Origin of the sequence: Curtobacterium sp. MCBD17_008 (assembly GCF_003234475.1) — a bacterium.
In the GTDB taxonomy this organism is placed as follows: domain Bacteria; phylum Actinomycetota; class Actinomycetes; order Actinomycetales; family Microbacteriaceae; genus Curtobacterium.
Map to the genome: position 1 here is coordinate 216281 of NZ_QKTK01000003.1, position 16439 is coordinate 232719.

Consider the following 16439-nt stretch of genomic DNA (forward strand, 5'->3'; position numbering starts at 1 on the left):
CCGACACGGCGGGTGTCCCGTCCGAACGGGTGGGTGGGGTCGTCGCGCAGAGCAGGGCGGATAGGTTCGGCCCCGTGGACGACGTGACGGACCCGGAGACCGGCCGGGAGGCGCGCACCGCTCCCGACGACCAGGTGACGTCAGTCGCGGGGCCGGGTCGGGCCTCCCGCCCGGCGCTCCCCGCACCCGCCGGTGGTGCCGTCGCCCACGCCAGCCGCGCGGAGGCCGCGGAGCACGCCCGCGTCGTCGCGGACCTGACCGACCGGCACTCGCTCACCCTCGAGTCGGTGCTCGCCGTCCTGCGATCCCCCCGCGTCGGCGACGCCGCGGCCCGTGCGGAGGCGGTCGAGGTCGCGTCCGCAGCCCTCGTCGACCTGCGGACGTCGAGCGACCGCCAGCGGGAGGTCTTGCTCGAGCCGGTGACGGGGGCGTTCTCGCGCCTGCGCGCCGATCTGCGTCCGCTCGTCCGGTTCGGTGACCTCGACGTGCAGTTCGTCGAACCGCCCGCGACCGGCCGCGCGCTCCCCGGCGACGTCGCGCACGCTGCCCGGGCGATCGTCCGGAACGCGGTGCTCACCCTCGTCGACGAGGGCAACGCGAACCGGGTCCGCATCCAGTGGGACTGCGACGGGCGAAACCTGCTCATGCAGTTACGGGACGACGGAGCTGGGACGCACGACGTGCAGGACGACGCGATGCGGCCGATCGCCGAGCGCGTCGGGGTCCTCGACGGACGGATGCACGTCGACTCGACGCCGGGCTGGGGGTCCGTGCTCGACATCACGATCCCACTCGACCCCGCCCCCGGATCGGTGCCGAGCCCGGACGAAGCCGACCTGACGCCCCGCGAGGCCGAGGTCCTGCGGCTCGTCGCGACGGGGGTCGGCAACCGTGAGATCGCGGACGGCCTCGGCATCTCCGTCAACACGGCGAAGTACCACGTGGCGAACCTGCTCCGGAAGCTCGGGGCGCGGACCCGGGCGGAACTCGCGGCGCACGTGCACGCCGGCTGAAGCGGGACCACGCGGGCGGTGGCGTCCTACCCACGGCGCGGTGGCGTCCTACCGACGGCTCTGGCACGATCGGAGCGAGGGAGGTGTGATGAACCCGCGTGTGCTGTTCCAGGACGTCAAGCCGGTCGACGTCGTCGCCTCCCTCGACGACCTCCGCGGTCCGGCAACCGGTCCGCTCGTGCTCCCGCTCGAGGTCTACTGGGGCCCGGAACCGCTGGTCGACCTGGCATCCACCTCGGACGTCGCCAAGGCGTACCAAGCGGTCCTCCGCGAGGGCAACGCCAGAGCCCAGGCGGCGCTGCTCGACCGGGACCTGCTCGTCCGGACATGGCCGGATCTCCTGCTGCCCGATCGCGTCCGGGCAGCGTGGGAGGCGCACTTCCCGGAGTTGACGGCGTGACCGACCTGCGCGCTGCGCAGCGGGAGGTCACCGCGCTCGTCCTGAGGACGGTCGGCGGACAGGGCTTCGTGCTCGCTGGCTCCGGCGCGATCCGCGAGCACGGCCTCGTCGACCGGCCGACCCGCGACATCGACCTGTTCCCCGACCGGTACGACCGCGAGTTGTTCCGTACCGCAGTCGAGGACGCGGTCGGCGTCCTCTCCGGACACGGGTACCGGGTGGACGTCCGACGGCACGACGAGCTGTTCGCGCAGCTCCTGGTGACGTCCGCGGAGGGTGACCGTGTGGAGATGGACCTCGGGTACGACTGGCGCGGCCAGGCTCCGGCGGATCTCCCGATCGGACCGGTGCTGGCCGCGGACGACGCCGTCGCCTCCAAGCTCGACGCGCTCTACGGCCGCCTCGAGGTGCGCGACTTCATCGACGTCGACGCGATCCGGGCCTCCGGGCGGTGGACGGACGCCGATCTCCTGCGTCTCGTCGCTGAGCGGGACGCCGGGTACGACCCCGTCGTCTTCGCACGGCAACTCCGCCTCGTGACGCGCGTCGCGGACGACCGGTTCGCCGAGTACGGCGTCGCTCCGCCCGAGGTCGCCGCGCTCCGGCAGCGCGCGCTCGCCTGGGCTGGTGAGTTGGAGGACGAGACCGGGGGTCAGCCCGCCGGCGCGAACCGGTAGCCCATCCCCGACTCCGTCACCAGGTACCGCGGGTGGGACGGCTCCGGCTCGAGCTTCCGCCGCAGCTGCGCCATGTACAGCCGCAGGTACCCGGAGTCGGTGCCGTGCGTCGGCCCCCACACCTCGGTGAGGAGCATCTCCCGCGTCAGCAGCCGGTCCGGGTTCGTCACGAGGACCTCGAGCAACCGCCACTCGGTCGGGGTGAGGCGGATCGCCGGACCGTCGGGCGCCGTGACCTGCTTCGCGACGAGGTCCACCACGAGGTCGCCGACCCGGATCGTCGGGGCCGCCTCCCCGCCCGCGGGAGCCCGCCGCCGACCGAGCGCCCGAAGCCTGGCGAGGAGCTCGTCCATCTCGAACGGCTTCGTCACGTAGTCGTCGGCACCGGCGTCGAGCGCGTCGACCTTGTCGCCCGAGTCCGTCCGCCCGGACAGCACGAGCACGGGCACCTGCGACCACCCGCGGATCCCCTCGAGCACCCCGATGCCGTCGAGCCGCGGCATGCCGAGGTCGAGCATGACGATGTCCGGCCGCTCGGTGATGACGGCGTCGATGGCCGCCCGACCGTCCCGGGCCGTGACGACCTCGTACCCGCGGGCCCCGAGCGTCACGGCGAGCGCCCGCACGAGCTGCGCGTCGTCGTCCGCGATCAGCACCTTCATCGTCCCACCACTCCCAGGTGTCCGGCGATCGGCAACCGCACCACGACGGTGAGCCCGCCGCCCGGGGTGTCGTCGACCTCGATCGTGCCGCCCATGCCCTCGGTGAACCCGCGCGCGAGCGCCAGCCCGAGTCCGAGCCCGGTCTCGTTGTCGGTGTCGCCGAGGCGCTGGAACGGCTGGAACACGTCCTCGCGCCGGTCCTCGGGGATGCCCGGACCGCGGTCGGCGACCCGGAGTTCGACCCCGCCGGCGAAGGCGCTCGCCGCGATCCGGACGCGCTCGCCGTCGGGTGAGTAGCGGACGGCGTTGGCGAGCAGGTTCACGACGACGCGCTGCAGCAGCACGGGGTCGGCGAGCACCGGCGGGAGCTCGGCGGGCAGGTCGAGGTCGACGTCCTCCGGCCCGAGCTCGAGTTCGTCGAGCGCGGGGGCGACGACCGTGTCGAGCGAGGTCGGGACCGGGGACGCGGCCAGTACCCCGGCCTGCACACGGCTGACGTCGAGCAGGTCGCCCAACAGCACCGCCAGTTGACGGAGGCTCTCGTCGGCGGTGGCGAGCAGGGCCTCCCGGTCGGCTTCGCGCAACCGCACGTCCCGCGCCCGGAGGGACTGCACGGCCGCGGACGCGGCGGCGATCGGTCGCCGCACGTCGTGGCTGACGGCCGCCAGGATCGCGCTCCGCACCCGGTCGACCGCGGTGATCCGCTCCGCGTCGACGGCGGTGCGGGTCAGCGCGCGGTGCTCGAGGGCGGCGTCGAGCTGCTGCTCGACGACCCGCAGCAGCCGGCGCTGGGTGGGGTCGTCAGGCGCACCGGCGAACTCCAGGACGGCGCCGGACGGGAGGCTCGTGGTCGCGTCCGGTGCGTCCCCGAACGTCCCCGACGTCGCCGGCACCTCGTCGCCCTGGCGGACCCGGACCCCGGCGAAGCCGAACGCCTCGCGGGTCCGGTCGACGAGGGCCTGGAGGGCGTCGTCGCCGCGGAGGACGCTCCCGGCGATCCCGACGAGGAGCCCGGACTCGGCGGCCGCGCGGCGGGCGGTGCGGGAGCGTCGGGCGGAGCGGTCGACCACGAAGCTGACGAGCACGGCGCTGACGACGTACATGACGAGGGCGACCAGGTGCCAGGGCTGTTGCACGGTGACCTGGTGCAGGGGTTGCACGAAGAAGAAGTCGAGACTCAACCCGGAGAGCACGGCGGCGAACACCGCGGGGAGCATGCCGCCGATGAGCGCCACCACGAGCACGAGCAGCTGGTAGGCCAGGACGTCGACCGTGATGGAGTCGGGATCGTCGGTCAGGCTGAGCAGCCAGGTCAGCAGCGGCCCGGCGACCAGCGCGAGCACGAACGCGGCGACCACCCGGCTGCGGGACAGGCTCCCGCCGAGCTTCGGCAGCGCGAACCCGCCGCCGGCGCGCTCATGGGTGACGACGTGCACGTCGATGTCGCCGGACTCACGGATGACCGTGCTGCCGATGCCCGGGCCGGTGAGTGCGGCGGCGAGTCGGCTGCGACGGCTGATGCCCATCACGATCTGCGTCGCGTCGATCGAGCGGGCGAACCGGACGAGGGTCGTCGGCACGTCGTCGCCGACGACCTGGTGGTAGGTGCCGCCGAGCTGTTCGAGCAGGGCGCGCTGCGTGCCGAGCGCACCGGGGTGGCGCTCGCGGAGGCCGTCGTTCGTCGTGACGTGCACGGCCGCGAGCTCGCCGCCGGCGGACCGGGCCGCGATGCGGGCGCCGCGACGGAGCAGGGTCTCGCCCTCCGGGCCTCCAGTCAGGGCGACGAGGACGCGCTCCCGCGTCTCCCACCGGTTCGCGATGCCGTGTTCGGCGCGGTACCGCTTCAGGGCGTCGTCGACCTCGTCGGCGAGCCAGAGCAGCGCGATCTCGCGGAGGGCGGTGAGGTTGCCCAGCCGGAAGTAGTTCGACAGTGCGGCGTCGACGCGGGCGGCCGGGTACACGAGCCCGTCGGACAGGCGGTCGCGGAGGGCCTGCGGGGAGAGGTCGACGACCTCGATCTGGTCGGCGGCGCGGACGACGGCGTCGGGGACGGTCTCGCGCTGCACGGTGCCGGTGATCTCGCGGACGACGTCGCCGAGGGACTGCATGTGCTGCACGTTCACCGTCGAGATGACGTCGATGCCCGCTGCCCGGAGCGCCTCGACGTCCTGCCAGCGCTTCTCGTGCGGGCTGCCCGGGGCGTTCGTGTGGGCGAGCTCGTCGACGAGGGCGACCTCGGGGCGACGGGCGAGCACGGCGTCGAGGTCCATGTCGTCGAGCGCGACCCCGCGGTGCTCGACCGTCCGGCGCGGGACGACCTCGAGCCCGTCGACGAGCGCGGCGGTGGCGGCGCGGCCGTGGGTCTCGACGACGGCGACGACCACGTCCCGCCCGTGGTCGGCCATCCGACGCCCCTCCTCGAGCATCGTGTAGGTCTTGCCGACGCCGGGGGCCGCACCGAGCAGCACCCGCAGCTTGCCTCGCTTCACGTGCTCATCCTCTCCTGCTCGGTGCCCGGCGCGGACCGGATCTGCACGTCGTCGTCCAGCTCGAACCGCAGTCACACGCGGTTCGGACGGGTCCCGGTTGCACGAGTCCGGTCCACACCGGGGTCAGCGCGCCCGCGCCAGGGCCAGGTTCAGCTCGAGGACGTTCACCGCGGGGGCGCCGAGCACGCCGAGCTGGCGGCCGTCGGTGTGCTCGGCGACCAGGGCACGCACCCGGGCCTCGGACAGCCCGCGGGCGGCGGCGACACGGGACACCTGCTGGTCCGCGTACGCCGGGCTGATGTCCGGGTCGAGGCCGGAGCCCGACGCGGTCACGGCGTCCGCGGGCACCTGCGATGCGGGCACGCCGTCGGCCTCCGCGATCGCGGCCCGGCGCTCCTCGACGGCCTTCGTCAGGTCGGGGTTCGACGGGCCGAGGTTCGACCCGGACGAGGCGCCGGCATCGTAGCCGTCCCCGGCGGCGGACGGGCGGGACTGGAACCAGCGGTCCGCGTCCTTCCCGGCGAAGGACTGGCCGATGAGAGAGGAACCGACGACCGCGCCGGACGCGTCGGTGACCATCGACCCGTTCGCCTGGTCATGGAAGGCCGCCTGACCGACGCCCCACACCGCGAGCGGGTAGGCGACGCCGAGGACGACGGTGGCGAGCACGGTGAGGCGGACGGAAACGCCGGCGGAGCGGGAGAACGAACGAGTGGAAGTCATGACGAGAACCCCGGGATGAGACCGACCACGAGGTCGATCAGCTTGATGCCGATGAAGGGGACGACCACGCCGCCGAGCCCGTAGACGAGCAGGTTGCGGCCGAGGATCGACGACGCCGACGCTGCGCGGTACTTCACGCCACGCAGGGACAGCGGGATGAGCGCGACGATGACGAGCGCGTTGAAGACGATCGCCGACAGGATCGCCGACGCGGGGCTGTGCAGCCCCATGACGTTGAGGACACCGAGGCCCGGGAACGTCGCCTGGAACATCGCCGGGATGATGGCGAAGTACTTCGCGATGTCGTTGGCGATGGAGAACGTGGTCAGGGCACCGCGGGTGATGAGGAGCTGCTTGCCGATCCGGACGACGTCGATGAGCTTGGTCGGGTCCGAGTCGAGGTCGACCATGTTGCCGGCCTCCTTCGCCGCGGTCGTTCCGGTGTTCATCGCGACGCCGACGTCCGCCTGGGCCAGCGCCGGGGCGTCGTTCGTGCCGTCACCGGTCATCGCGACGAGGTTGCCGCCCTCCTGCTCCCGCTTGATGAGCGCGAGCTTGTCCTCCGGCGTGGCCTCGGCGAGGAAGTCGTCGACGCCGGCCTCGGCGGCGATCGCCTTCGCGGTGCGCGGGTTGTCGCCCGTGATCATCACGGTGCGGATGCCCATGCTGCGGAGTTCGGTGAAGCGCTCGGCGAGGCCGTCCTTGACGACGTCCTTGAGGTGCACGACACCGAGCACCGCGACCCGGCCCGACGGGTCCTTCCGGGCGACGACGAGCGGGGTCCCACCCTGGTCGGAGACCTCGGCGACGGTGGCGTCGACGGACGCCGTGACGGCGGGGTCGCTCGTGTCCGCCCACGCGAGCACCGCTGCCGCGGCGCCCTTGCGGACCTCGGTGCCGTCCGGCAGGTCGACGCCCGACATGCGCGTCTGTGCGGTGAACGGCACCTCGACGGCACCGGCCGGGAGGCCCTGCACGGCCCCGGCGGTCAGCGCCAGGTCCACGATCGAGCGGCCCTCGGGCGTCCCGTCGGCAGCGCTGGACAGCGCGGCCGCGGCCGTGAGGTCGGCCTCGGTCACCCCGGGCACCGGCACGAACCGGGAGGCCCGACGGTTGCCGTACGTGATCGTGCCGGTCTTGTCGAGGAGCAGCGTGGTGATGTCACCGGCTGCCTCGACCGCGCGGCCCGACATCGCGAGGACGTTGCGCTGCACGAGCCGGTCCATGCCGGCGATGCCGATCGCGGAGAGCAGCGCACCGATGGTGGTCGGGATGAGGCAGACGAGCAGGGCGATGAGCACGGTGATGCTGACCGTCGAGCCGACGAGCCCGGCGATCGGCTGCAGCGTGAGGCAGACGACGACGAACACGATCGACAGCGACGCGAGCAGGATGTTGAGCGCGATCTCGTTCGGCGTCTTCTGGCGGGCGGCACCCTCGACGAGCCGGATCATCCGGTCGATGAAGGTCTCGCCCGGGGTGGACGTGATGCGCACCACGATCCGGTCGGACAGCACGCGGGTGCCGCCCGTGACGGCGCTGCGGTCGCCACCGGACTCGCGGATCACCGGGGCGGACTCGCCCGTCACGGCGGACTCGTCGACCGAGGCGATGCCGTCGACGACGTCGCCGTCACCGGGGATGACCTCACCGGCGACCACGACGACGAGGTCGCCCTTCGCCAGGTCGACCGACGCCACGTCCTCGGTGGACGCCGACAGTGCGGCCGGGTCGGCCGGGGAGTACCCGACGATGCGCCGGGCGGTGGTCGTCGAGCGGGTCTTCCGCAGGGTGTCGGCCTGGGCCTTGCCCCGGCCCTCGGCGACCGACTCCGCCAGGTTGGCGAACAGGACGGTCAGCCACAGCCAGACGGCGATGACGAGGGTGAAGGAGGACGGGACGGGCGCGCCGGAGTCGGCCGTGCCTCCCGTCCGGCTGAACGGCTCGACGACGGCGGTGACCGTCGTCAGGGCGGCGCCCACCTCGACGAGGAACATGACCGGGTTCTTCCACATGAGCCGGGGGTCCAGCTTGCGGAACGCGCCCGGGAGGCCCGCCACCAATTGGCGGGGCCCGAACGCCGACGGGCGTCGGCCCGGTTCGGGGGTCGTGTGCTGCTCCGTCTCGGGAGTCAGGGTGGTCATCAGGACAGTCCTTCTGCGAGCGGCCCCAGTGCGAGCACCGGGAAGTAGGTGAGTGCGGTGACGATGACGGCGACGCCACCGAGGAGCGCGATGAACAGCGGCCGGTGCGTCGGCAGGGTGCCGACGGTCGCGGGCACCGTGTCCTGCGCGGCGAGCGACCCGGCGAGCGCCAGGACGAACACCATCGGCACGAAGCGGCCGAGCAGCATCGCGACACCGAGCGCGGAGTTCATCCACGTCGTGTTCGCGGTGAGACCGCCGAAGGCCGAGCCGTTGTTGTTGCCGGCGCTGGTGAACGCGTAGAGCAGCTCCGACAGGCCGTGGTTGCCCGGGTTGAAGAGGCTCGTGCCGAGCACCTGCTCCCGGACGCCCGGGATGACGAGCGACAGCGCCGTGCCGAGCAGCACCACGGTCGGGGTGACCAGGATGTACAGCGCCGCGAAGGTCATCTCCTTGGCGCGGATCTTCTTGCCGAGGTACTCCGGCGTGCGGCCGACGAGCAGGCCGCCGATGAACACCGTGATCACGGCGAGCACGAGCATGCCGTACAGGCCGGAGCCGACGCCGCCGGGGGTGACCTCGCCGAGCATCATGTTGACGAGCGCCATCATGCCGCCGAGCGGGGTGAAGCTGTCGTGCATGGCGTTCACGGCGCCCGTGGACGTCGAGGTCGTCGCCGTCCCGAAGAGCGTCGAGCCGAGGATGCCGAAGCGGACCTCCTTGCCCTCCATCGCGGCACCCGCGGCGTGCGTCGCGGTACCGCCACCGGCGAGCTCCGCGATCGACATCGCCGAGAGCGACACCAGGAAGATCGCACCCATCACGGTGACGATCGCGGTGCCCTGACGGGTGTCGCCGACCATCCTCCCGAAGGCGCGCGGAAGCGAGAACGGGATGACGAGCATGAGGAACACCTCGAACAGGTTCGTCCACGCCTGCGGGTTCTCGAACGGGTGCGCCGAGTTCGCGTTGAAGTAGCCGCCACCGTTCGTGCCGAGCATCTTGATCGCCTCCTGCGAGGCGACGAACCCGTCCGGGACGTGCTGCGTCCCGCCGGTGAGCGTCGGGACGTCGGCCCCGGGGCCCCACGACTGGATGACACCACCGGCGACGAGCACGAGGGCGGAGACGAACGCCAGCGGCAGGAGCAGCCGGCCGGTGCCGCGGACGACGTCGACCCAGACGTTGCCGATCGTGCCCTGGCGGCGGCGGGCGAATCCGCGGACGAGGGCGACGGCGACGGACAGGCCGACGGCGGCGGACAGGAAGTTCTGCACCGCGAGGCCGGCCGTCTGCACGGTGTACCCGACGGTGACCTCGGGCGAGTACGACTGCCAGTTCGTGTTCGCGACGAACGAGGCCGCCGTGTTGAACGCGAGTGCGGGGCCCACGGCGGGCAGGCCGAGGTCGCCCGGCAACACCACCTGGATGCGCTGGAGCAGGTAGACGAGCAACAGCCCGACGACGCTGAAGAGCAGCACGCCGCGGAGGTAGGCGGGCCAGGACTGCTCGGCGTCGGGGTCGACGCCGATCACGCGGTACACGAGTCGCTCGACACGGCCGTGCCGGGGGCTCGTGAAGACGCGGGCCATCCAGTCGCCGACGGGACGGTGCACGAGGACGAGCAGCAGGACGAGGACGGCGACCTGGGCGATGCCCGCCCAGGTCTGCGCGGTGCCCATCAGAACCGCTCGGGGCGCACGAGCGCCCAGACGAGGTACACGACAGCGGCGATGCCGAGGACGGCAGCGGCGATGGTGATGCCGATCACAGCCGCTCCACCCCCTTGGCGATCAGTGTCACGACGCCGAAGACGGCGAGGACACCGGCGACGACGAAGACGTCGAACACGTGGGACTCCTGGAGATCGAGGTGCCCGCGGCAGGTGCCGTGGACCGCACCGGTTGTGGTGCGGTACCGATGCTGTGCCCGGTGTGGGGCCTCCCGGTCCGTCCTAACGGTTCCCTGACGGATGCGTGTGCGACGCATGCGCGCCACTAACAGAGGCGCGCAGCTGATCGGCGAGCGCCGTCGTCGCCGTTCGGAGATGCTCCGGACCGACCACCGTGAACGGCACGGTGAACCCGGCGAACCGGGCCGCGAGCGCCGGCCACGACCACGACCCCGTCGTCAGCCGACAGGTGCCGTCGTCGAGGTCCTCGAGCACGGCGTCGTCGTCGACGTACGGTGCGACTCGGCTCGCCGGGACGTGGAGGACGGCGGTGCCGGTGCACGGCCAGCCACGTCCGAGGAGATCAGCGGTCCCCTCGGCCCCGCGGAACCGGGCCGCGACGAACGCCGCCGCGTCACCGCCCGGCACCGGCCGGGGTGTGAACGCCAGACCGCTCGGCGCCCCGGGCTGCATCCGGTCGATGCGGTACGTGCGCCAGTCGTCCGCATCGGGCGACCAGGCGAGGAGGTACCAGCGACCCGACCGCGCGACGACGGCGTGCGGCTCGACGCGGCGGGTCGGCCCGTCGTCCGTACCGACGCCGGGCCAAGCGGACGTGTACCCGAAGCGGAGGACGTGGGCGGAGCGGACGGCGTCGCTCACGGCGACCAGGACCGCGGGGTCCACGACGGTGCTCCCCGGCGTGGTCGCGACCTCGACCGCGTCGATCCGGTGGCGGAGCCGCGACGGCATCACCTGGCGCACGGTCGCGAGGGCCCGCGCTGCGGCATCGGCGATGTCCGCGCCGGACGCCGGTGCGACGGCGAGCGCCAGGGCGACGGCGACCGCCTGGTCGTCGTCGAACAGGAGCGGTGGCAACTCCGAGCCCGCCGCCAACCGGTAGCCACCGGTCGGGCCACGGAGCGACGTGATCCGGTAGCCGAGCTCCCGCAGGCGGTCGACGTCGCGGCGCACGGTCCTCGGGCTGACGTCGAGCCGCTCGGCCAGCACGTCACCGGCCCAGTCGCGCCGGACCTGCAGCAGCGACAGCAGGGTGAGCATGCGAGACGACGGTCCGGACATGGTGCGAGTCTGCCGGAGGATGCGGACACGATCTGACCGCATCACCGGGGAGGCTCGTCAGCAGCGCGGCCGGAGCGGTCGCCACCAGCACGAGGAGTCGACATGACGTTCACCACCACCCCGCACCTCAACTTCGACGGCCGGGCCCAGGAGGCCCTGGCGTTCTACGCGGCCGTCTTCGGGACCGAGGCCTCGGTCGCCACGTACGGGCAGACGGGGGCATCGGAGGACCCGGCGTGGGCCGACCGGGTCGTCTTCGGTCAGGTCGAGCTCCCCGGGGGCGCCCGGGTCATGGCGTTCGACGTCTGGCCGGGACAGCCCTACGACCAGGGCCAGAACGCGTCCTACGTGTACCTGATCGCCACGGACGAGGCCGAGCTCCGCGCCGCGTGGGACGGGCTCGCCGTGGGCGCCGAGGTCCGGCAGCCGCTGGGCCCGTCGGCGTGGTCGCCCCTGGCCGGGCAGCTCCGCGACCAGTTCGGGGTCGTGTGGGCGTTCGACATGCCGCAGCAGCAGTCCTGACCCGCCTGGACCGGGCGTGCCACGAGCGCGCCCGGCCCGGTCAACCGACCGGCACCCAGGTGCTCACGGTCACGGCGGCGGTCACGGTCGTCGGCGCGAAGACCGTGTCGGCCGCGACGTGGTGGTGACTCGGCCCCATGTGCACCACGTCGTGCACGTCCTCGGCGGACAGGTCCATCGTCCACGTCAGGTCCTCGCTCGACCGGAGCGCGAACGCCGGCGTGAGGGACCCGTGCAGGCGCCGCTCCTTCTCGGGGTCGACGCTGATCGTCGCCTCGGCGAGTTCCGCGAGGTGCCCGGCCCGTGGCGTCACGACGGCCAACACCCCGGCGGGGTGCAGCACCCGGGCGTACTCCCGCTGGTTGCGCGGTGCGAAGACGTCCAGCACGACGGCCGCGGCGTCGTCGACGACCGGGAGGCGCTCGGTCACGTCCCCGACGACGGCACCGGCGCGCGCGTGGACGCGCGCCGCACGTCGGATCGCGACGGCCGACAGGTCCAGGGCGACCCCGAGCCTCCCGTCCGGTCCTGCCGGTCCGTCCTCCTCCGCCGGTCGCGCGGCGTCGAGCGTGTGCGCGAGGTAGGTGCCGGGGCCGGACCCGACGTCGAGGACGATGCCGGGAGCGGTCGCGCTGACGGTGACGGCGGCGAGCGCACGTTCCACGGGCGCGTAGTGCCCGCGCCCGAGGAACCGCAGACGCGCGTCCACCATCTCCGGGGTGTCCGCGGTCAGCGTCCGGCGCTTGGCGGGCAGGAGCGTCAGGTGTCCCTGCTTCGCCTCGTCGTACCGGTGTCCGTCCGCGCACCCGGCCTGTCCGCTCCCGGTGCGCGCGAGCGGCTCGGTGCACACGGGACACGCGAGCACGGGGAGGAGGTCGTCGCGCACCGGTCCAGGGTACGGGGAGGGCGGTAGGTTGCCGGCATGGCCGTCATCCACGAAGCGACCCTCACCCCCGGCAAACTCGACGCGATCAGCGCCTGGCTGCCCGGACAGCCCTGGAGCGGGGTCGGCACCCGTACCGCGGTCGAGCAGGTCGGCCGGTTCCGGTTCGACGACCCCGACGGTGAGGTCGGGGTGGAGACGTACCTCGTCCGCGCCGGGGACGGGCCCGTGCTGCACGTGCCGCTGACCTACCGCGGTGCTCCGCTCGCCGGCGCCGACCCCTTCCTGGTCACCGAGATGGAGCACTCCGTCCTCGGGCACCGCTGGGTGTACGACGCCGTGGGCGACCCCGTGTACGCCGACGTGCTGCGCCGTGCGATCGCGACCGGCGGCCACGAGGCGGACCTGCAGCGGGCCTCCGGAGACGGCACCGTCGAGAAGGAGGGACGGGCGTCGGGCAGCGGTGCCGACGCGGAGTCCCCCACGGTGACCGAGGTCACGGTGCACACCGAGGGGACGACCACGACGATCACGACCGGGCACGGCGCCGTCGCGGTCCTCCGGGTGCTCGGAGGACCGATCCCGGCCGGAGCGACGCTCACCGCCGGCTGGGGTGTCGACCGCTCCGCGGTGGTCGCCGTCCTGCTCGCGTAGCCGAGGCGGGTACGGCCAGGGCCTCGCACGCACGGGTGCCGGCTGGCAGGATCGGTCCGGTGAAGACACTGGAGTTGCCACAGACGGACCTCACCGCTTCCGACGTCGTCGTCGGACTGATGCGGATCAACGACATGAGCGACGAGGACATCCGCTCGCTGTACGCCGCGTCGCGCGACGCGGGCGTGACGATGTTCGACCACGCGGCCGTGTACGGCGGCTGGCACGGCTGCGAGGAGCGCTTCGGCGGCGCGGTGACGCTGTCCGCGGCCGAGCGCAGCGAGATCCAGCTGCAGACCAAGGTCGGCATCCGGCCGACCGCGAACGGCGCGTACTTCGACTTCTCGTACGAGCACATCATGTCCTCGGTCGAGGAGTCGCTGACCGCCCTGCGCACCGACTTCATCGACGTGCTGCTCCTGCACCGCCCGGACGCGCTGGTCGAGCCGGACGAGGTCGCGAAGGCGTTCGACGAGTTGCACGCCGCCGGCAAGGTGCACCACTTCGGCGTCTCGAACCACACCCCCGGACAGACCGAGTTGCTGAAGAAGTCCGTGCGGCAGCCGCTCGCGTTCAACCAGGTGCAGCTGAGCATCACGCACGCGAACGTCATCACCCAGGGCCTCGTCGCGAACATGGCCGGCCTCGACCAGTCGATCGACCGGGACAACGACATCCTCAACCACGCCCGCCTGAACGACGTCACGCTGCAGGCCTGGTCGCCGTTCCAGAAGGGCTTCTTCGACGGCGTCTTCCTGGGCGACCGCGAGCACCACGCCGAGCTCAACGACGTGCTCGAGGAGATCGCCTCGGCGCACGGCGTCACCCCGACCGGGATCGCGGTGGCGTGGATCACCCGACACCCCGCGCACTTCCAGGTGGTGCTCGGGACGACGAACCCGCAGCGGGTCCGCGATTCTGCAGCCGGCTCGGACGTCGAGCTCAGCCGCGAGGAGTGGTACCGCGTCCTGACGGCGGCAGGCCACACCGTCCCCTGACGCAGGAGGCCTGACGCCTGACCTCCGGGCCTCCTCCCACCGGGAGGGCCACGTCCCACCGGGCCCCGACCTGTCGCCTCAGCGCGTCGGGTCGGGGTCCTCGTCGTGGTCCCGCAGCGTCGGCGCCGCGGTCGGGTCGGTCGTCCCGCCGGACACGACCTCGATCCGGAACCCGAACGCAGCCGGGTCCTCGTCGAGCTCGAGCCCGTCGCCGCTGACCTGGTCCTCGGGGATGGCGCGACCCTTCGACGGGTCGAACGCGCTGCTCATCGACATCCGACGAGCATGCCCGGCGTCCCCGGGAGTCGCCGCAACGTCGGCTGGCTAGGAGCCGAGGTCCTCGGGGTGCAGGCGGTCGCCGGGGTGGGGCGTGCGGAAGACGGGCCCGCCGCCGGCCTCGTCCTCGTCGTCGTGCCGGACCGGGGAGTCACCGGGGTTCCCGGTCGCCTCGGACCCGGAGACGTCGGCGCCGGAGGGCTCGGAACCGGAGGACTCGTGCCCGCCGGAGGCCCCGCGGGCTTCCTCGACCTCGAGTTCGTCCTGGTCGGAACCGTCCACGGGGACGTCGCTGCCCTGCTGCATGGGATCGAACGGTGCGCTCATCGACATGGGTCGAGTGTGCTCCTCGCAGGTGGACAGCGCGTCCGGACTGTCCGTCGGGCGTCAGCCCCGGCCGGGAGCGTCGCCGGACTTGCCGGGTCCGCCGCCGGGGCCACCACCCGGTCCACCGTTCCCGGTGCCCTTGCCCGGGTTCGCGGGGACCTCCTGCGAGGTCGTGTCGACGCCCGTGTCCAGGGGCTCCTCGACCGGCAGACTCGTCTCGACGCTGGGCTCCGGGACCGGGACCGACGAGGGCAGTTCCTCGGCCGGCTCGCTCGGCTGTTCCTCCGCGGGCTCGCTCGGCTGCTGCTCGGCCGGCTCGCTCGGCTGCTGCTCGGCGGGCTCGCTCGGCTGCTGCTCCGCGGGCTCGCTCGGCTGCTCCTCGGCCGGCTCGCTCGACTGGTCCTCGGTGGGCTGCTGTTCGGCGGGCTCGCTGGACTGGGTGGGAGCCGGCGTCCCGTCGTCCCGGCCGAGGGCGAGCGCTGCGACCAGCACCCCGGCGACCAGGAGCACGGCGAGGACGATCACCGGCAGCACCCAGCGCTTCCGCTCGCGCTCCTCGGGCGCACTCCCCGACGGGCCGGCCGGGACGGCAGCGGTACCCGTCCGTCCACCCGCACCGCCGGCGGCACCGGCACCGGCCGGCGTCCCGAGCACCGTGGTCGCGACGTCGTCGTCAGCGCTGCGTGCGGACTGCGTCGGCAGGCGGCGGGTCGCCGTGTCCGCATCGGAGGCTCCGCTCACCGGCATCGCACGGGTCGCGGCGTCCGCCGACGCGGCTCCCGCTCCGGCCGCGGCGGCCGCCCCGACCGCCCCGCCAGCGGCAGCCGCCTTCGTGAGCGCCCCCGGGCCTCCCGGCAGGAGCTGGGTGGCGGGCGCGACGTCGTCGCGGCCGAGTGCCCGGAGCCGCGCCGCCGCTTCCGCGGCGGACGGACGGTCCTCCGGGTGCTGCGCGGTCATGACGTGCAGGAGCGTCCGCCACGCCGTCGGCAGGTGTTGGTCGATCTCGGGAGCCCGCGCGAGTCGGGCGGTGGCTGCCTCGACGGCGCTGCCGGGGAAGGCCTGCTTGCCGGTCAGGGCCTCGAGGAGCATGAGCCCGAGCGCGTACACGTCGGCCTCGCCGGTCACCGGCTGACCGAGGACCTGCTCCGGGGCCAGGTAGGCGGCCGTGCCGATCACGGTGCCGGTGCCCGTGACCCGGGCGGCGTCGCGGAGGAGCGCGATGCCGAAGTCGGCGAGCTTGACGTGCTCGCCGTCCTGCTCGAGCAGGACGTTCGCGGGCTTGACGTCCCGGTGCACGATGCCCTGCGCGTGCACGGCGGCGAGGCCCTCCGCGACCTGCGCCCCGACGCGGGCGGTCGTGACGGTGTCGAGCGGTCCCTCGCGCAACCGGGTGGCGAGGTCACTGCCCGGGACGAGCTCCATGACGAGGAACGAGTCGCCGTCGGCGGTGTCGAGTGCCGCGTCGAACAGCGTCACGAGGTTCGGGCTGCGGAGCCCGGCGAGCACGTGGATCTCGGCCTCCGCGCGAGCCCGCTCGCCGTGGTCCACCGGGCCGATGCGGAAGAGCTTGACCGCGACCTCGCGTCCGAGCTGCTCGTCGACGGCGCGGTACACCGACGCCATCCCGCCGTGTCCGAGGGTCCCGGTCACCCGGTACCTGCCACCGATCAGCCGTTCTTCCATGCAGGGGAACCTAC

General features: G+C 73.2%; 17 protein-coding genes. 6 read left to right on the forward strand and 11 right to left on the reverse strand.

What is annotated here, in order from left to right; translation table 11 throughout:
- Positions 1-74 precede the first annotated feature (74 nt).
- The 3 genes from DEI95_RS04500 to DEI95_RS04505 all read left to right on the forward strand — a co-directional run bounded on the left by DEI95_RS04500 (position 75) and on the right by DEI95_RS04505 (position 2090).
- Positions 75-1013, forward strand: coding sequence for a LuxR C-terminal-related transcriptional regulator (locus DEI95_RS04500; RefSeq protein WP_258367457.1), 939 nt, complete (start codon positions 75-77; stop codon positions 1011-1013).
- 88 nt (positions 1014-1101) lie between these two features.
- On the forward strand, positions 1102-1413 hold the full coding sequence (locus tag DEI95_RS16415; protein ID WP_110900366.1) for a transcriptional regulator: 312 nt from the start codon (positions 1102-1104) through the stop codon (positions 1411-1413).
- Positions 1410-2090, forward strand: coding sequence for a nucleotidyl transferase AbiEii/AbiGii toxin family protein (locus DEI95_RS04505; protein WP_181436191.1), 681 nt, complete (start codon positions 1410-1412; stop codon positions 2088-2090). The genes DEI95_RS16415 and DEI95_RS04505 overlap by 4 nt, the downstream gene beginning before the upstream one ends.
- On the opposite strand, the gene DEI95_RS04510 is transcribed toward DEI95_RS04505, so the two are convergent.
- The 7 genes from DEI95_RS04510 to DEI95_RS04540 all read right to left on the reverse strand — a co-directional run bounded on the left by DEI95_RS04510 (position 2066) and on the right by DEI95_RS04540 (position 11082).
- Positions 2066-2752, reverse strand: coding sequence for a response regulator (locus DEI95_RS04510; protein WP_110889327.1), 687 nt, complete (start codon positions 2750-2752; stop codon positions 2066-2068). The genes DEI95_RS04505 and DEI95_RS04510 overlap by 25 nt on opposite strands.
- On the reverse strand, positions 2749-5241 hold the full coding sequence (locus DEI95_RS04515; RefSeq protein ID WP_110900364.1) for an ATP-binding protein: 2493 nt from the start codon (positions 5239-5241) through the stop codon (positions 2749-2751). The genes DEI95_RS04510 and DEI95_RS04515 overlap by 4 nt, the downstream gene beginning before the upstream one ends.
- A 123-nt stretch (positions 5242-5364) precedes the next feature.
- Positions 5365-5964: a potassium-transporting ATPase subunit KdpC gene (gene kdpC / locus DEI95_RS04520; RefSeq protein WP_111059497.1), complete on the reverse strand. Its 600-nt coding sequence runs from the start codon at positions 5962-5964 to the stop codon at positions 5365-5367.
- The gene (gene kdpB, locus DEI95_RS04525; protein ID WP_111059498.1) at positions 5961-8108 is read right to left on the reverse strand and encodes a potassium-transporting ATPase subunit KdpB; all 2148 of its coding nucleotides are present in this window, start codon (positions 8106-8108) and stop codon (positions 5961-5963) included. Before kdpB ends, kdpC begins: the two co-directional genes overlap by 4 nt.
- Positions 8108-9790, reverse strand: a complete 1683-nt coding sequence (gene kdpA / locus DEI95_RS04530; protein WP_111059499.1) for a potassium-transporting ATPase subunit KdpA — start codon at positions 9788-9790, stop codon at positions 8108-8110. The genes kdpB and kdpA overlap by 1 nt, the downstream gene beginning before the upstream one ends.
- Entirely contained in the window at positions 9790-9879 is a 90-nt protein-coding gene (locus tag DEI95_RS04535; protein WP_017887940.1) for a potassium-transporting ATPase subunit F, read from the reverse strand. The genes kdpA and DEI95_RS04535 overlap by 1 nt, the downstream gene beginning before the upstream one ends.
- A 183-nt stretch (positions 9880-10062) precedes the next feature.
- Positions 10063-11082: a YafY family protein gene (locus DEI95_RS04540; protein ID WP_111059500.1), complete on the reverse strand. Its 1020-nt coding sequence runs from the start codon at positions 11080-11082 to the stop codon at positions 10063-10065.
- A gap of 102 nt (positions 11083-11184) precedes the next feature.
- Here DEI95_RS04540 and DEI95_RS04545 point away from each other — a divergent pair, with 102 nt between their 5' ends.
- Positions 11185-11604, forward strand: coding sequence for a VOC family protein (locus DEI95_RS04545; RefSeq protein WP_111059501.1), 420 nt, complete (start codon positions 11185-11187; stop codon positions 11602-11604).
- Positions 11605-11644: 40 nt separating this feature from the next.
- Here DEI95_RS04545 and DEI95_RS04550 read toward each other — a convergent pair whose 3' ends face one another.
- Positions 11645-12490, reverse strand: a complete 846-nt coding sequence (locus DEI95_RS04550) for a putative RNA methyltransferase (protein ID WP_111059502.1) — start codon at positions 12488-12490, stop codon at positions 11645-11647.
- Positions 12491-12526: 36 nt separating this feature from the next.
- Here DEI95_RS04550 and DEI95_RS04555 point away from each other — a divergent pair, with 36 nt between their 5' ends.
- Positions 12527-13141, forward strand: a complete 615-nt coding sequence (locus DEI95_RS04555; RefSeq protein ID WP_111059503.1) for a hypothetical protein — start codon at positions 12527-12529, stop codon at positions 13139-13141.
- 59 nt (positions 13142-13200) lie between these two features.
- Positions 13201-14139, forward strand: a complete 939-nt coding sequence (locus tag DEI95_RS04560) for an aldo/keto reductase family oxidoreductase (protein WP_110900356.1) — start codon at positions 13201-13203, stop codon at positions 14137-14139.
- A 78-nt stretch (positions 14140-14217) separates the two neighbouring features.
- Here the strand turns inward: DEI95_RS04560 and DEI95_RS04565 are convergent, their stop codons facing one another.
- The 3 genes from DEI95_RS04565 to DEI95_RS04575 are packed head-to-tail and all read right to left on the reverse strand — an operon-like array spanning position 14218 to position 16425.
- Positions 14218-14415 (reverse strand): hypothetical protein, encoded by a 198-nt coding sequence (locus DEI95_RS04565; RefSeq protein ID WP_110824327.1) that lies wholly within the window; start codon positions 14413-14415, stop codon positions 14218-14220.
- Between the two features lie 48 nt (positions 14416-14463).
- The gene (locus DEI95_RS04570) at positions 14464-14748 is read right to left on the reverse strand and encodes a hypothetical protein (protein ID WP_111059504.1); all 285 of its coding nucleotides are present in this window, start codon (positions 14746-14748) and stop codon (positions 14464-14466) included.
- A gap of 54 nt (positions 14749-14802) precedes the next feature.
- Positions 14803-16425, reverse strand: coding sequence for a serine/threonine-protein kinase (locus DEI95_RS04575; protein ID WP_111059505.1), 1623 nt, complete (start codon positions 16423-16425; stop codon positions 14803-14805).
- Between the last annotated feature and the right edge of the window lie 14 nt (positions 16426-16439).